Genomic DNA, 14,769 nt, shown 5'->3' on the forward strand with positions numbered 1-14,769 from the left:
CCCACAGGGCTCCGGAGGTGCCGCCGGCGGATCGGCCCAGGCGGAGCCGGCCCGCTCCAGCAGCGCGCGCACCCCGGAGCCGCCGTCGAGGGCTTCCTGGGCGGCGGCCACGGCACCCCGGGTGCCCAGGCGCATGCCCTGACCGTGGTCGCCGTCTCCGGCGATCGCGTCGATGCGGCCCAGCTCCTCCTCGTGCGCCGCGCAGGTGGCCTCGAAGCGCTCCACCAGCCGCAGCACCTGGGCGGCGCAGGCCCGGGAGGCCTCGGCGGCCTCCGGAATCGCCTCGGCGCCGGGAGCGTAGATCTCATCGCGGGCAGGGGCCTCAGCACTGGGTCCGACGACGGCGCCGCCGCGCCGGAGCGCGGGTGTGTCCACGGGGGCGAGCCAGTGGCGCTCCAGCTCCTCGTCGAGGACCACGAGGGTCAGCGAGAGACCGGCCATGTCGAGGCTGGTGACGAACTCACCGACCTCGGGACGCACCACGGTGAGCCCGGCGTCGGCAAGACGTTCCGCCACCCGCCGGTGGACCACGAAGAGCTCCTCGTATTTGACCGTGCCCAGCCCGTTGAGCAGCATCGCCACCCGGCCGGAGTGTCCGGCGGGAGCGACCGCGGCCTGCACGGCGGGGAGCTCGGCGAGCAGGCCGTCCACCAGCAGGTCCGCGACCTCGTCGGCGGTGCCGAGGGCACGGTCCTCCACTCCCGGTTCGCCGTGGATGCCCAGGCCGACCCCCATGGTGCCGGGTTCCACGTGGAACAGGGGCTCCTGGGCCCCGGGCAGGGTGCAGCCGTCGAAGGCCACGCCCAGGGAGATCGTCGCGCTGTCGGCCCGGCGGGCGATCCGCTCGGCCTCGTCCAGGTCGGCGCCCGCCTCGATGGCCGCACCGGTGATCTTGAAGACCGGCAGGTCCCCGGCGATGCCGCGCCGGGTGCGCCGCTGGTCGGCGGGCCCGGAGCGACGTCGTCGGTGACGGCCACGATACGGGTATCGATGCCCTCGGCGCGCAGCTTCTCGGCGGCCGCCCCGAAGTGGAGCACATCGCCGGCGTAGTTGCCGAAGCCGAGGATGACCCCTCCCCCGTTGTCGGCGTTGCGGGCCACCGCATGCACCTGGGAGGCCGAGGGGGAGGCGAAGATGTTGCCGCAGGGGGCGCCGTGGCCATCCCTGGGCCGACCCAGCCGGCGAAGGCCGGGTAGTGGCCGGAGCCGCCGCCGATCACCAGGGCGGGCTGGCCGGGCGGGGTCTGCCGCGCCCGGACCACCCCTCCGTGGACGGCGGTCACGTGCTCAGGGTGGGCGGCGACGAAGCCGGCCACCGCCTCGGCGGCGAAGTCGGAGGAGTCGTTGATCAGGTAGGTCATCAGGTGTCCTCGGTTCTGTTCTCTCAGACGACCAGCGCGTAGGCCGCCCAGCTCAGCAGGAAGGCCATGACGCCGATCGCGGTGCCGATGACGCTCCAGGTCTTCAGCGTGGTCATGGTGTCGAAGCCGCAGAAGCGGCCCACCAGCCAGAAGCCGGAGTCGTTGAAGTGGGAGCAGGTGATGGAGCCCGCCACGATGGCCACCACCACGGTGGCCAGCGCGAAGCCGTCCAGGCCGAGCCCGGCCACAGCGGGGGCCATGATGGAGCCGGCCGTGGTGGCCGCGACGGTGGCCGAGCCCTGGGCGACGCGGATGACCACCGCCACCAGGAACCCGGCGAGGATGACCGGCAGCCCCATGGCGTCGAGGCCGTCGGCGATGGACTCCCCGATGCCGGTGGCGGTCAGCACGGCGCCGAAGGCACCGCCGGCTCCGGTGATCAGGATGATCGAGCAGACCGGGGCCAGGGCGTTGTCGGTGAGGTCGGACAGCGCCGAGCCCACCGTGGCGCCGCGGGCCCGGCGGGGGCGGATGTACAGCAGGTACATGGCTACCAGAGAGGAGATCAGCAGCGCCACCGGGGTGGGGCCGATCAGCTGGGACAGCGCGTAGACGGGACTCTCGGTGGGCAGCGTGCCGTCGGCCTCCAGCGTGGAGGACAGCGTGTTGAAGAAGATCAGCACCAGCGGAAGCACCAGGCAGCCGATCACCGTGCCGAAAGCCGGCAGCTCGTCCTCCTCCTTGACTTCGGGTTCACCAAACAGCGTCGGCACCGGGTAGCCGGGGTATCGCCTGGCCAGCACGAGGCCGAGTCGGTAGCCGGCCAGGTACCAGGTGGGCAGACCCACCAGCAGGGCCACCAGCAGCACGGTGCCGACGTCGGCGCCCATCACGGTGGCCGCCGCCGTCGGGCCCGGATGCGGCGGGGTGAGCGCATGCATCATCAGGAACGCCCCGATGGAGGGCAGCACGTAGAGCATGAAGCTGCCGCCCAGTCGGCGGGCCACCGTGTAGATGATCGGCAGCATCACGATGAACCCGGCGTCCAGGAAGATCGGGAAGGCGTAGAACAGGGAGGCCACGGCGAGCGCGAGCGGCGCCTTGCGCTCGCCGAAGGTGCGCAGCATGCGGTCCGCCAGCACCTGGGCGCCGCCGGAGGCCTCCACGAGGCGGCCCAGCACCGCGCCGAAGCCGATGAGCAGCGCCACGTTGCCCACGGTGGTGGAGAATCCGCTCACGACGACGTCGAGGACGTCGCCGATGCCGATCCCGGCGACCAGTGCGGTGAGCAGGGAGACGATGATCAGGGCGAAGAAGGCGTGGAGCTTGACCTTGACGATGAGCACCAGCAGGGCCGCGATGGCGGCGACCGCGATGAGCATGAGCGCCCAGGTGGGGTGCTCCACGGCGAGGGTGATGCCGTCCATGGGACTCAGTCCGTCCCCTCGGGGCGGGTGCCCGTCGGCGCCGGGCCGAGCTCGCGCAGCAGGTCACCCATCCGCGCGTAGGCCTTGTTGCGGTAGGCGATGAGCTCGGCGGCGGTCTGCTCGTCGAAGTCGCCGGTCCAGCCCTTGCCGTTCTTCACCCCGTGACGGCCGGACTCCACCTGGTCGAGCAGCATCTGCGGGGTGGCCATGCGCTCTCCGAAGGCCTCTTCGACGATGCGGAAGCACTTGGCGTAGACGTCCAGGCCGGCCTGGTCGGCGATGGCGAAGGGCCCGAAGAAGCCCAGCCGGAAGCCGAAGGTGGTGCGGACGATGATGTCCACCGCCTCCGGGGTGGCCACGCCCTCCTCCACGACGGTGACGGCCTCTTTGAGCAGAGCGTACTGGAGGCGGTTGAGCACCATGCCGGGCACGTCGGCGACCTCAGCGCCCTCCTTGCCGATCCGCGGCAGCAGCTCTTTGACCGCCTCGACGGCCCAGGCCTCGGTGGCCTCTCCGGAGACGAGTTCGACGCCCGGGATGAAGGGGGCGGGGTTGGAGAAGTGGACCGTGAGGAACCGCCCGGGGTTGGTCACATGCGGGGCGAGCACGTGGACGGGAATGGTGGAGGTGTTGGTCCCGATGATGGCGTCCTCACGGGCGTGCTCGGAGATGCGCCCGAGGACCTCCTGCTTGACCTCGGGGGACTCGAAGACGGCCTCCTCGATGAGGTCGGCCCGGGCGACGGCGGCCTCGAAGCTGGTGCCGGCGCTCAGGTGGGTGCGGATGGTCTCCGTGGAGCCGGCCGGGTAGAGGCCCTGGTCTTCGAACTGCTGGGCCTCGGCGAGCAGGCGCTCCAGGCCGCGGGCGGTGGTCTCGGAGTCGACGTCGACGATCTGGACGTCCAGGCCAGCCAGGGCCATGGACTGGGCGATGCCGCCGCCCATGTAGCCGGCGCCGACGACGGTGACGGTGCTGATGGTGGTCATGCGGGTGTTCTCCTTGGGTCAGGGACGGGATCAGCCGGTGGGCAGCGCGGAGCGGAGCACCTGGCGAATGTAGTCACGGTTCTCGGCGCAGACGCCGATGGAGTCGGAGCCGTAGTGCTCGCAGCAGAACGGCCCGGTGAAGCCGAGCTCCAGGGCCCGGCGGATGATGCGCCGGTAGTTGATGTAGCCGTGCTTCAGCGGCAGCGGCGCGGTGGCATAGGCCCCGGTGGCGGGGTCGAAGTCCCTCGAGTAGTTCTTGATGTGCCAGAAGTTGGTGTGCGGCAGGACCTTCTCGAACATCGCGTCGGGGTCCTCCACGGGGCGGTGGAGCCGCACCAGGTTGCCGAGGTCGGGGTTGAGCCCGACGGCCGGGTGGTCGACGTCGCGGAGGAAGGCCACGGCCTCATCCGGAGTGCCGACGAACGTGTCCTCGTACATCTCCAGACTCAGTTCGACGCCGTTGGCCTGCGCGTGGTCGCCGAGCTCGCGGATGCGCTCGATCGCCAGGGGCCGCAGGGCAGGGTCGTCCACGTGGCCGTCGGCCAGCCAGAACCACAGGGCGTCGGCCTGAGCGGGGGTGAAGGCCTGCATGAATCCGGTGTTGACGATGGTGGCGCCGAACTCCGGAGCCAGGTCGAGGAGCCGGTGGGCGTCGGCGAGGTTCCGTTCCCCGTGCTGGACGTCCACCACGGAGTTCCGCGTCATGGAGATCGAGGGGATCTGCAGGCCGTGGTCGGCCAGGACCGCTTTGAACTCGGCGATCCGGGCGTCGCTGAGCCGGTGCAGCGGCAGCCAGGCGTCGGTGGGGTCGATGTGGGTGAAGCCGAGGTCGCGCATCTGGGCCAGGCAGTCGGCCCAGGCGGAGGCGGGCTCGTCCCACCAGGGGCGCCCGCTGGGGCCGGTGGGGCCGAAGGCGAGCATGTTGCCGGCGATGGGCCAGGTCTCCGCCGCGTGCGGGACAGGTCTCGGGGTCTGGACGGGCATGGGCGGGTCCTCTCTGCCGGGGCATCGGACGACCATCCCCGGAATGTGACGCAGGTCCTGTGGCTCGGACCACATGCTCGCATATCCTATAGGAAATAGGAAGATGCAGGACCGTGTCGCCGTCGACCCGCTAGGATCACCAGACGATGAACCGCTCGCTCAGCCCTCGCTCCGGCCGCCGCTCCGACCTCCGCGCCGGCGACTCCGATGCCACCGACCCCGGCGCCCGGGTGGCCCGGCGCGCGTTGCGCGATGAGGTCTACTCCGCCCTGTTCGACCGCATCCTGGACGGCTCGGCGCCTGCGGGCAGCTCGATGAGCATCGACGCCCTGGCCCGGGAGCTGGACGTCTCCCCCACCCCGGTGCGGGAGGCTCTGGTGCAGCTGGAGCACACCGGGCTGGTGACCCGGGTGGCGCTGAAGGGATACCGGGTGGCGCCCCAACTGAGCGGCCAGCAGCTGCGCGAACTGTTCGAGATGCGCATGATCGTGGAGATGGCCGCCGTGGAGCGCGCCGCCGAGCGGGCCGCCGCCCTGACCCCCGTGCTGCGTGCCGCCCACGATCGGCACGGTCCGCGCCGCCCAACGGGTGCGCGCCCTGCGGACCCAGGAGGACCACGCCGAGAGCCACACGGCAGGCGACGCCGCCCCGCAGGACTTCGAGGACCTGCGGGAGTACTTCGAGGCTGACCGTGACTTCCACCGGGTCATCCTCGAGGCGGCCGGGAACCGCTATCTGCTGCAGACCAGTGAGTCACTCAGCGCCCATGTGCAGCGCCTCCGCCAGACGGTGGACCACGGGGAGCTGGATCTGGACGAAGCCCTGGCCGAGCATGAAGCGGTGCTGGAGGCCTTCGAGTCCGGAGACCCGGAGCTGATGCGTCGTACGCTGCGCACGCACCTGCAGGCCGTGGCCTCCCGCGTGCGCAGCGACGACTGATCACTGACTCCGGCCCTCACTCCGGCTGAGTGGCATTCATGTTCTCGGCGAACTCCTCCGGGGTGATCTGCCCCAGGAAGACGCTCTCCAGGTTCTCCAGCAGCGGCTGCTCCTGGCTCGGGTCCACCGCCTGGTCCCAGGACAGCTGGAAGCTCGGGGCGTCCCGCACCATGTCATAGGCGAAGCCAGGAACTCCTCGTCCTCCGTGTCGGCGATCTTCTCCTCGAGCCCTTCCAGCGGCGGGATGTTGCCCGTCTCCAGCATGGCGTCCACGGACTCGTCGTTGAACAGGTGCTCGCTGAGGTAGTCGATCCCCGCCTGCTGGTCCTCCTCGGAGCGTCCCCGGACACGGACCAGAAGTTCGCCGGGTTGCCCACGATGTTGGCCGGGTCCCCCGCCCCGCCCGGGATCTCCGGGAAAGTGGTGAACGCCAGGTCCCCGGAGGCGGCGAAGTCGGGGACGTCCTCGAGCATGCGCGAGTACACCCAGGATCCCTGCAGCACCATGGCGGCCCGCCCGTCGGCGAGCATCTGAGCATCCTCGTTCTGGTCGGCCACCACGGAGGAGAAGTTCGGGTCGAAGGCCTCGGCGTCGAGCAGCTCCTGGACCCGCTCGAGCGCCTCGAGGATCGCCGGATGGGACCAGGCGTCGGGCTCGCCGGCGACGACGGCGTCGAAGGCCTCCGGACCGCCGATCCTGTCGGTCAGGTACGAGGCCCACATCAGCATCGGCCATCGGGAGCCGCCCGCGAGTGCGAAGGGGACGATGTCGGCGTCGTTGAAGGCCTCCACGGCCTCGAGCATCTCGTCCCAGTCGGCGGGGACGTCGACGCCGACCTCGTCGAAGACGGCCTGGTTGACGTACATGACCACCGGCTGGACGTTGTTCATCGGCACCGCGTAGGTGCTGCCGTCCACCTCCCCGTTGGCGACCACGGAGTCGATGAGCCGCTCGCGCAGGTCTTCGGTGGACTCGGTGAGGTCGACGACGTAATCGTGCTCCACATACTCCAGCAGTGTGCCGCCGGTCCAGCCGACGATCAGCGTGGGCGCCTCGCCCGAGCCGACGGCGGTGCGGATGCGCTCCTTGTAGACGTCATTGGCGAAGGAGTCCACGGTGATCGCCTGATCCGGATTCTCCTCGTTCCAGGCCTCGAAGTCCTCCTCGACGACGGGCCAGACCCCTCCGTTGAGCACCCAGGCATTGGCCTCCCCTCCCCCGCCGCCCCCGCCGCAGGCCGTGAGGCCGAGCAGCAGAGTCGTCGTCGTGGCGCCGATGGTGGTGATCCGTGATGCCTGCATGGCGATGCCTTCCCTGGGTGATGTGACTCACAGGGATTATGGCCTCTTCGAGAGACAAAAGAAAGGGCCCCGTCTGGACGGCCCTGCGACGCGCCGATGGTCAGTCCAGCAGCGCCCGCTCCCTGACGACGTCGACCGCCCGCGAAACGGCACCGCGCAGGATCACGTCACCGCCGGCAGTGGAGGCCACGAGCTCCGGGCAGCGGAAGACGACCGAGGCCTCCAGGATCTCCCGGGTGCGACTGAGCAGCGGTTCGGCCGAAGCGGCGAAGGGGCCGGCCAGCACAACGCGATCCAGGTCCAACAGGCCGGTGAGCAGCGTGACCACGGGCGCCAGGCGTCGCGCCAGACGGTCCACGATCTCCAGGGCGACGGGATCGCCCCGCGTCGCCGCCTCGAGCAACGCCTCCGCGCCCCAGTCCTCCGGCGGAAGGTCCGCCAGCTCGCCGGCCAGCAGGCCGGCGTCGGCCATCCGCTGGATCTCCCATCGCGTGCGGCGCCCCAGGCCGTGCGGCGCATCGACGCCGGAGACATCTCCGCACGCGCAGCTCGCCCACGCGGCCGCGCGTGCCGCGCAGCAGCGCGCCGTCGACCACGATGCCGGCGCCGAACCGCTCGGCCGCCAGCAGCACGGCGAAGGAGCGCGCCCCCACCCCGCCCCGTCGGCGGCCTCGTAGAGCGCTCCGAGGTTGGCGTCGTTGTCCAGTCGGACGATCCAGCCCCGGTCCTGGAACATGTCGCGTAGCCGGGGTTGGCGATGCTCCAGTAGTGGGCGTCGTCGTCGGGCGGGGGCGAGGCGCCCTGCAGGTCCACCGGTGCGGGCACACCGATGACGACGGCGGCCACGCGCTCCCCGGCCACACCCGCCGCCGCGAGCGCGGCATCGACGAGCGCCTCGAGCTCCTCCCTCCGCAGACCAGGATCCCGGAGGGCGCGCACCTCCCGGCGGACGCGCGCCAATTCCTCTCCGTGCAGATCCGCGACGACGGCGGTGAAGACGTCCTCATCGGCGTCGCAGCCGACCACATAGGCGGCCTCCGGGCAGAAGGCATGCCGCAGCGCCGGCCGCCCCTTCACATACCGGCCCGCAGCACGGGCGTCGGCCACCTTCCGCAACCATCCGGCCTCGACCAGGTCACGGCACAACGAAAGCACGGTGGCGCGCGTCAGTCCCGTGCCCTCCATGAGCTCGGTGGCCGTCATCGGCTCGCCCGACCAGGCGTACTCGAGCAGACGTCGGCCGTTGAGCACGCGCTGGGACACACCGTTCACGGCCAGTCCGCCCGTCTGCCTCGATTCCTGATCATCCACGCCGCCATCATAGACAGCCTTAAATATAGATGCTAAATTTACGCACCACAGGATGTGGCGGAGATCACCAGGCTTCTCCCGCATGGATTCCCTGCTCGCACCACAGGTTCGATTCGCACCTCAGGAGGACAAGCATGGGCGCACCCCCACCGTCGGTGTCCCGGCGGAGTCTCATCGCCGGAGCGGCAGGCCTCGCCGCACTCTCCCTGGCCGGCTGCGGCGGCGGCCGCAGCGACGCCACGGAGCTCCGCTTCTACCAGACCAAGCGTGAGGTCATCCCCTACATCCGCGACCTCCTCGGCGACTTCCGCGAGGAGTTCCCCGGGATCCGCCCCATCCATGACACCGCCGAAGGCACGCTCAACGGCATGTTCGTCCGCAACTCGCCGCCGGACATCGCGCTGCAGCTCTACAACTTCGAGATGGCCCGCTTCGTGGAGCGCGGCGAGCTCAGCGATCTCTCCGACCTGCCCGAGACTCAGGCCATCGCCGCACCGGTGATGGAGCAGGTCCAGCTCTATCCGCAGTACAAGGACCACGTCTCCGTGCTGCCGTATTCGATGATGGCCGCCTCGGTCATCTACAACCGGGAGATCTTCGCCGAGCACGGCGTCGAGGTCCCCACCACCTACAGCGAGTTCATCGCCGCCTGCGAGACCTTCCAGGACGCCGGCGTCACTCCCGTCTACGGCACCTACGCCGACGCCTGGACCGTGAAGCAGGGCCTGGTGGACTACGCGGTGGGCGGGATGGTCGACGTCATCGACTTCTTCCAGCAGCTCCGCGCCCAGGGCCCCGACGTCACGCCCGACTCCCCGGTCTCCTTCAGCCAGGTGCTGCACGAGCCGCTGGAGAAGATGCTGGAGATCTCCGAGTACACCCAGCATGATGCGCTGAGCCGCAACTACGGCGACGGCAACAACGCCTTCGCCAACGGCGAGGCGGCCATGTACTTCCAGGGCCCCTGGGCGCTCATCGAGATCGGACAGATCAACCCGGACCTGGAGGTCGGCACCTTCCCGCTGCCCATGACCGAGGACCCGGCGGACAACAAGGTCCGAGTCAACCTGGACCTGGCCCTGTGGATCCCCGAGGGAGCCCGGCACCCCCAGGAGGCCCGCCAGCTGCTGCAGTATCTGGCCCGCCCGGAGATCCAGGACGCCTACAACGAACACGCCCTGGGGTTCGGAGTCCGCGAGGACGCCCCGGACGTCACCGACGAACGCATCGCCGAGATGCAGCCCTACGTGGACAGCGGCGCCATCTACCAAGGCGTCTCCCAGGGCATCCCGCTGACCATCCCCTTCGAGAGCTACTGCCAGGACCTCGTCTTCGGAGCCGACCTCGAGCAGATGCTGCGCACGCTCGACGCCGACTGGGCACGCCTGGCCCAGCGCACCTGACCGGCCGCTCGACCAAGGAGCATCATGTCTCACAGCACCGCTGACACTCGGACACCCGCAGACACCCCCGCCCCAGCCTCGGGACCCTCCGGCACCCGCCGAGCGCCCCAGCCCTCCACGTCGGGGCCCCGGCGGGGCCCGGACCTCACCCATTGGCTGTTCCTTCTGCCCACGCTCATCGCCTTCACCCTGGCCATCGCCCTGCCGGCGGTGATGGGCATCTTCTTCAGCTTCACGAACTCGGTGGGCTACGGCGACTGGGACTTCGTGGGTCTGGCCAACTACCGGCTCATGCTGACCGACCCGGCCATCCTGTGGTCCTTCGGCTTCACGCTGGGCTTCGCCGCGGTGACCGTGGTGGTCACCAACATCATCGCTTTCCTCCTGGCGGTGGGGCTGACGTCCCAGATCCGCGCCCGCATCACCATGCGGACCATCTTCGTCATCCCCATGGTCGTCTCGCCGATCATCATCGCCTTCGTCTTCCAGTTCCTGTTCGCCCGCTCCCTGCCGGCGGCCGCCCAGACCGTCGGGTTCGGTCCGCTGGAGTCGAGCATCCTGGCCGACGCGGACCTGGCCTGGGTCTCGATCGTGATCGTCACCGCCTGGCAGGCCATCCCCGGCACCATGCTCATCTACATCGCCGGACTCGTGGCCATCCCCGACGACGTCTACGAGGCCTCCGCCCTCGACGGCGCCAGCCCGTGGAAGCAGCTGCTGAAGATCACCGTGCCGCTGATGAGCGGGTACATCCTCATCAACGTCATCCTCACCTTCAAGAACTTCCTCAACGCCTACGACATCATCGTGGGCCTCACCGACGGAGGACCCGGCACGGCCACCCGCTCGGTCGCGATGACCATCTTCTCCGGGTTCACCGACGGCGACTACGCCTACCAGATGGCCACCGCCACCATCTTCTTCCTCATCACCCTCGCCATCGCCCTCATCCAGCTGCGCCTGATGCGCCGAAAGGAGAAGTGATCATGTCCACCCAGGAGATCACCTCGATCAAGGCGTCACGCACCAGGCGCCGGTACAACCTCCCGCTGACCGTCGTTCTGGCCCTGTGCACGCTGACGGTGCTGGTCCCGCTGTTCGTGACGGTGTCCATGGCGTTCAAATCCGGGGCCCAGGCCGTCCAGGGTGAGGCGTTCACCCTGCCCAACCCGCTGAGCATCGAAGGCTTCATCGAGGCTTGGCGGCTGACGGACTTCCCGGTCAGCTTCGGCATCTCGGTGTTCGTCTCCGCGATCGCCGTGGCCGGTGCGGTGCTGATCAGCAGCATGGCCGCCTACGCGATCCACGCCAACTGGGAGCGACGGTTCTTCAAGTTCGCGTTCTTCTACATCCTGGCCGCCATGTTCCTGCCCTTCCCGGTGCTCGCCCTCTCGCAGATCAAGCTCACCGGGATGGTCGGGCTGGACACCCCACTGGGTGTGGGCATCCTGCACATCATGTTCCATCTGGGATTCAACGTGCTGCTGCTGACCACCTTCCTGCGCAACATGCCCCATGAGCTGGAGGAGGCGGCCAGGATCGATGGCGCGAGCACCTGGCAGACGTTCTGGCGGGTCATCTTCCCCGTGCTGGCCCCGATGAGCGCCACGGTGGGCATCTTCGCCTTCCTGTTCTCCTGGAACGACTTCATGATGCCCTCGATGATCATCTCCGACCCGTCCCTGCAGACGCTGCCCGTGGTGAACCAGCTCTTCCAGAGCCAGTTCAGCAGCAACTACCACGTCTCCTTCGCCTCCTACCTGATGGCGCTGGCCCCCTCGATCCTGGTCTTCGTCTTCACGCAGCGCTGGGTGCTCTCCGGAGTCACCCAGGGCGCGGTGAAGTCCTGAGGCCCCCGCAGTCCGTATCGTGACCATCTGACACCCACATCTGACACCCGCTGAGAAAGGAACCCGCCCTGTGACTTCCACCCCGCAGACCGACGTCGTCGGTTCGCCGCAGCACCTTGCCGCCGAGGACCCCACCTGGTGGCGGCAGGCCGCTGTGTATCAGATCTACCCGCGCAGCTTCGCCGATGCCAACGGCGACGGCATCGGCGACCTGCAGGGCATCATCTCCCGCGTCCCCTACCTCTCAGGCTGGGGATCGACGCGGTCTGGCTGAGCCCGTTCTACCCCTCCGCCCTGGCCGACGGCGGGTACGACGTCGCCGACTATCGCGACGTCGACCCCCGGATCGGCACGCTCGAGGAGTTCGACCAGATGGTGGCCGCCCTGCACGCCGAGGGCATCAAGGTGGTGGTGGACATCGTCCCCAACCACTCCTCGGACGATCACGTGTGGTTCCGCCAGGCACTGGCCGCCGGGCCGGGCAGCCCGGAGCGGGAGCGCTACATCTTCCGCGACGGCGCCGGAGACGACGGCTCGGAGCCGCCCACCGACTGGACCAGCATCTTCGGCGGCCCCGCCTGGACCCGAGTCACCGAGCCGGACGGCACGCCGGGCCAGTGGTACCTGCACCTCTTCGCCCCGGAGCAGCCCGACTTCAACTGGGCCAACCCCGAAGTCCGTGCTGACTTCCTGAAGACTCTGCGCTTCTGGTCCGACCGCGGCGTCGACGGCTTCCGCATCGACGTCGCCCACGCGCTGACCAAGGACCTCACCGACCCACTGCCCTCAGAGGCGGAGCTGGACGCGATCCCGCGCGGCGAGGGCCAGCACCCGATCTGGGACCGCGACGAGGTCCACGAGATCTACGCGGAGTGGCGCAAGGTCTTCGACTCCTACGACCCGCCGCGCACCGCCGTGGCCGAGGCCTGGGTGGAGCGCCACCGGCGCCCGCGCTACGCCAGCGCCGAGGGCCTGGGGCAGGCCTTCGAGTTCGACCTGCTCACCCAGGAGTTCGACGCCGCCGCGTTCAAGGAGGTCGTCGTCGACAGCCTCACCCTCGCCGCGGAGTCCGGCTCCTCCTCCACCTGGGTGCTCTCCAATCACGACGTGGTCCGGCACGCCACCCGCTACGGGCTGCCCCCGCTGGCCGACCAGGTCGGCAGCACGGAGCAGGACCAGAAGCAGGGCGCCGCCTGGGTGCTCGCCGGCGGGCCGGAGGATCAGCTGGACCGGGAGCAGGGTGAGCGGCGTGCGCGTGCCGCGACGCTCTTCGAGCTCGCCCTGCCCGGGTCGGCCTACCTGTACCAGGGTGAGGAGCTGGGCCTGCACGAAGTCGGCGACATCGCCGACGACGCCCGGCAGGACCCGACGTTCTTCCGGAACCCGGGCGTGGACAAGGGCCGTGACGGCTGCCGCGTCCCGCTGCCGTGGGCCCGTACGGGCTCCTCCTTCGGCTTCGGCCCCGGCCCGGCCCACCTGCCGCAGCCGCAGTGGTTCGCCGAGTACTCCGTGGAGGCCCAGGACGGTCAGCAGGACTCTACTCTGGAGCTCTACCGGTCCGCGCTGCGGCTGCGCCGCCAGCTGCAGACCGCGGAGACTCTCGAGTGGGTCGACACCGGGCGCGACGACGTCCTCGCCTTCCGCCGTCCGGGCGGCTGGGTGACCGTCACGAACTTCGGCACCGCCGAGACTCCGCTGCCGGCAGGCGAGGTGCTGCTGGCCAGCGCCCCGCTGCGGGACGGCCAGCTGCCCGGCGAGGCCACCGCCTGGATCCGCCAGTAGCTCCCTTCTACGCAGTGACGCAGCGCTGACGCAGCAGACGGCGGCGGACCCTGACCGGGTCCGCCGCCGTCTGCTGTGCTGCGATGTGCTGCGGTGCGGGGCGCTCCACTGTGCGGGGCGCTCCGCCCGGTCAGCGGACCGGCTCGAGCACCTCCAGGCCGCCCAGGTAGGGACGCAGCGCCTCGGGCACGCGCACTGAGCCGTCGGCCTGCTGGTGGTTCTCCAGGATGGCGACCAGCCACCGAGTGGTGGCCAGCGTGCCGTTCAGGGTGGCCACCGGGCGGGTGGGCCCCTTGGAGCCGTCCGGGGTGACGGTGCGCTCCCGGATGTTCAGCCGCCGTGCCTGGAAGGTGGTGCAGTCCGAGGTGGAGGTCAGCTCGCGGTAGGTGCCCTGGGTGGGGACCCAGGCCTCGCAGTCGAACTTCCGGGCCGCGGAGAGGCCGAGGTCCCCGGCGGCGATGTCCACCACCCGGTAGGGCAGCTCGAGCGCGGAGAGCATCTCCTCCTCCCAGCCGAGCATGCGGCGGTGCTCGGCCGCCGCGTCCTCCTGGGAGCAGTAGATGAACATCTCCAGCTTGTTGAACTGGTGCACGCGCAGGATCCCGCGGGTGTCCTTGCCGTGCGAGCCGGCCTCCCGGCGGTAGCAGGAGGACCATCCGGCGTAGCGGATCGGGCCGCCGGTGAGGTCCATGATCTCGTCGGCGTGGTACCCGGCGATCGCCACCTCAGAGGTGCCCACCAGGTAGAGGTCGTCCCGCTCGAGCCGGTAGATCTCCTCGTCGTGCTCGACGTCGAAACCGGTGCCCTGCATGGTCTCCGGACGCACCAGGGTGGGGGTGATCATCGGAGTGAAGCCTGCGCCGAGCGCCTTGTCCAGGCCCATCTGCAGGATGGCCAGCTCCAGGCGGGCTCCGAAGCCCTTGAGGAAGTAGAACCGCGCACCGGAGACCTTCGCCCCGCGCTCCATGTCGACGGCATCCAGCCCTTCTGCCAGGGCCAGGTGGTCCTTCGGCTCGAAGCCCTCGCCGGCGAAGTCCCGCGGCGTGCCTTCCTCGCGCAGGACCACGAAGTCCTCCTCCCCGCCGGCGGGGACGCCGTCGTGGATGAGGTTCGGAACCCGGCGCTGCAGGTCGCGCAGCTGATCCTCGGCCTCCCCGGAGGCCGCCTCAGCGGCCTTCACCTGGGCGGCCAGGTCCTTCACCTCGGCGAGCAGCCGCTGCTTCTCCTCGCCCTGGGCCTGAGCCACCTTCTTGCCGAAGGCCTTCTGCTCCGCGCGCAGGGACTCGAACCGGGAGATCGCCTCGTTCCGGGCCTGCTGCGCGGAGATCAGCTGATCCACCACGGACTCGTCGGCCTGCCGCGCGCGCTGGCTGGCCCTGTAGGCGTCGGGGTTCTCGATGAGGTCCTTGATGTCGATCACGGGCCC

At 69.9% G+C, this 14,769-nt stretch carries 12 protein-coding genes and 3 pseudogenes; 6 read left to right on the forward strand and 9 right to left on the reverse strand.

What is annotated here, in order from left to right; all coding sequences use genetic code 11:
- The 4 genes and pseudogenes from BCY76_RS10115 to BCY76_RS10130 all read right to left on the reverse strand — a co-directional run.
- Positions 1-1,360 (reverse strand): annotated as a pseudogene (locus tag BCY76_RS10115) (dihydroxyacetone kinase family protein); the annotation flags it as partial.
- 23 nt (positions 1,361-1,383) lie between these two features.
- Positions 1,384-2,787, reverse strand: coding sequence for a GntP family permease (locus tag BCY76_RS10120; RefSeq protein ID WP_070158800.1), 1,404 nt, complete (start codon positions 2,785-2,787; stop codon positions 1,384-1,386).
- Between the two features lie 5 nt (positions 2,788-2,792).
- Positions 2,793-3,773: a 3-hydroxyacyl-CoA dehydrogenase family protein gene (locus BCY76_RS10125; RefSeq protein WP_070158801.1), complete on the reverse strand. Its 981-nt coding sequence runs from the start codon at positions 3,771-3,773 to the stop codon at positions 2,793-2,795.
- Between the two features lie 30 nt (positions 3,774-3,803).
- Entirely contained in the window at positions 3,804-4,757 is a 954-nt protein-coding gene (locus BCY76_RS10130) for a sugar phosphate isomerase/epimerase family protein (RefSeq protein ID WP_070158802.1), read from the reverse strand.
- 146 nt (positions 4,758-4,903) lie between these two features.
- Between BCY76_RS10130 and BCY76_RS10135 the strand changes: the two genes are divergently transcribed.
- Entirely contained in the window at positions 4,904-5,446 is a 543-nt protein-coding gene (locus BCY76_RS10135; protein ID WP_085437612.1) for a GntR family transcriptional regulator, read from the forward strand.
- Entirely contained in the window at positions 5,346-5,696 is a 351-nt protein-coding gene (locus tag BCY76_RS10140; RefSeq protein WP_085437614.1) for an FCD domain-containing protein, read from the forward strand. The genes BCY76_RS10135 and BCY76_RS10140 overlap by 101 nt, the downstream gene beginning before the upstream one ends.
- 16 nt (positions 5,697-5,712) lie before the next feature.
- Here BCY76_RS10140 and BCY76_RS19325 read toward each other — a convergent pair whose 3' ends face one another.
- The 4 genes and pseudogenes from BCY76_RS19325 to BCY76_RS20725 form a co-directional block, all read right to left on the reverse strand.
- Positions 5,713-5,868, reverse strand: a complete 156-nt coding sequence (locus BCY76_RS19325; RefSeq protein WP_237090088.1) for a hypothetical protein — start codon at positions 5,866-5,868, stop codon at positions 5,713-5,715.
- 1 nt (position 5,869) lies between these two features.
- A complete protein-coding gene (locus BCY76_RS10145) occupies positions 5,870-6,997 on the reverse strand; it encodes an ABC transporter substrate-binding protein (protein ID WP_237090089.1) in 1,128 nt (375 codons plus the stop codon).
- Between the two features lie 100 nt (positions 6,998-7,097).
- Complete coding sequence (locus BCY76_RS19330) at positions 7,098-7,733, reverse strand: ROK family protein (protein WP_237090090.1); 636 nt, start codon at positions 7,731-7,733, stop codon at positions 7,098-7,100.
- 419 nt (positions 7,734-8,152) lie between these two features.
- A pseudogene (locus tag BCY76_RS20725) lies at positions 8,153-8,392 on the reverse strand (hypothetical protein); the annotation flags it as partial.
- A gap of 50 nt (positions 8,393-8,442) precedes the next feature.
- Here BCY76_RS20725 and BCY76_RS10155 point away from each other — a divergent pair.
- The 4 genes and pseudogenes from BCY76_RS10155 to BCY76_RS10170 all read left to right on the forward strand — a co-directional run bounded on the left by BCY76_RS10155 (position 8,443) and on the right by BCY76_RS10170 (position 13,343).
- Positions 8,443-9,711: an ABC transporter substrate-binding protein gene (locus tag BCY76_RS10155; protein ID WP_085437617.1), complete on the forward strand. Its 1,269-nt coding sequence runs from the start codon at positions 8,443-8,445 to the stop codon at positions 9,709-9,711.
- A gap of 24 nt (positions 9,712-9,735) precedes the next feature.
- Complete coding sequence (locus BCY76_RS10160) at positions 9,736-10,695, forward strand: carbohydrate ABC transporter permease (RefSeq protein WP_070159736.1); 960 nt, start codon at positions 9,736-9,738, stop codon at positions 10,693-10,695.
- A 2-nt stretch (positions 10,696-10,697) separates the two neighbouring features.
- The gene (locus BCY76_RS10165; RefSeq protein WP_070159734.1) at positions 10,698-11,561 is read left to right on the forward strand and encodes a carbohydrate ABC transporter permease; all 864 of its coding nucleotides are present in this window, start codon (positions 10,698-10,700) and stop codon (positions 11,559-11,561) included.
- 70 nt (positions 11,562-11,631) lie between these two features.
- A pseudogene (locus tag BCY76_RS10170) lies at positions 11,632-13,343 on the forward strand (glycoside hydrolase family 13 protein).
- Positions 13,344-13,473: 130 nt separating this feature from the next.
- Here the strand turns inward: BCY76_RS10170 and serS are convergent.
- Positions 13,474-14,763, reverse strand: a complete 1,290-nt coding sequence (serS, locus tag BCY76_RS10175; RefSeq protein WP_070159732.1) for a serine--tRNA ligase — start codon at positions 14,761-14,763, stop codon at positions 13,474-13,476.
- Between the last annotated feature and the right edge of the window lie 6 nt (positions 14,764-14,769).

Source organism: Nesterenkonia sp. PF2B19 (assembly GCF_001758425.2).
Taxonomy (GTDB): Bacteria; Actinomycetota; Actinomycetes; order Actinomycetales; family Micrococcaceae; genus Nesterenkonia; species Nesterenkonia aethiopica.

What these genes read in the sequence shown, in the direction of transcription:
- BCY76_RS10120 (WP_070158800.1), bottom strand. Translation starts at nt 2,787, where the DNA reads ATGGACGGCATCACCCTCGCCGTGGAGCACCCCACCTGGGCGCTCATG.
- BCY76_RS10125 (WP_070158801.1), bottom strand. Translation starts at nt 3,773, where the DNA reads ATGACCACCATCAGCACCGTCACCGTCGTCGGCGCCGGCTACATGGGC.
- BCY76_RS10130 (WP_070158802.1), bottom strand. Translation starts at nt 4,757, where the DNA reads ATGCCCGTCCAGACCCCGAGACCTGTCCCGCACGCGGCGGAGACCTGG.
- BCY76_RS10135 (WP_085437612.1), top strand. Translation starts at nt 4,904, where the DNA reads ATGAACCGCTCGCTCAGCCCTCGCTCCGGCCGCCGCTCCGACCTCCGC.
- BCY76_RS19325 (WP_237090088.1), bottom strand. Translation starts at nt 5,868, where the DNA reads ATGGTGCGGGACGCCCCGAGCTTCCAGCTGTCCTGGGACCAGGCGGTG.
- BCY76_RS10145 (WP_237090089.1), bottom strand. Translation starts at nt 6,997, where the DNA reads ATGCAGGCATCACGGATCACCACCATCGGCGCCACGACGACGACTCTG.
- BCY76_RS19330 (WP_237090090.1), bottom strand. Translation starts at nt 7,733, where the DNA reads ATGTTCCAGGACCGGGGCTGGATCGTCCGACTGGACAACGACGCCAAC.
- BCY76_RS10155 (WP_085437617.1), top strand. Translation starts at nt 8,443, where the DNA reads ATGGGCGCACCCCCACCGTCGGTGTCCCGGCGGAGTCTCATCGCCGGA.
- BCY76_RS10160 (WP_070159736.1), top strand. Translation starts at nt 9,736, where the DNA reads ATGTCTCACAGCACCGCTGACACTCGGACACCCGCAGACACCCCCGCC.
- BCY76_RS10165 (WP_070159734.1), top strand. Translation starts at nt 10,698, where the DNA reads ATGTCCACCCAGGAGATCACCTCGATCAAGGCGTCACGCACCAGGCGC.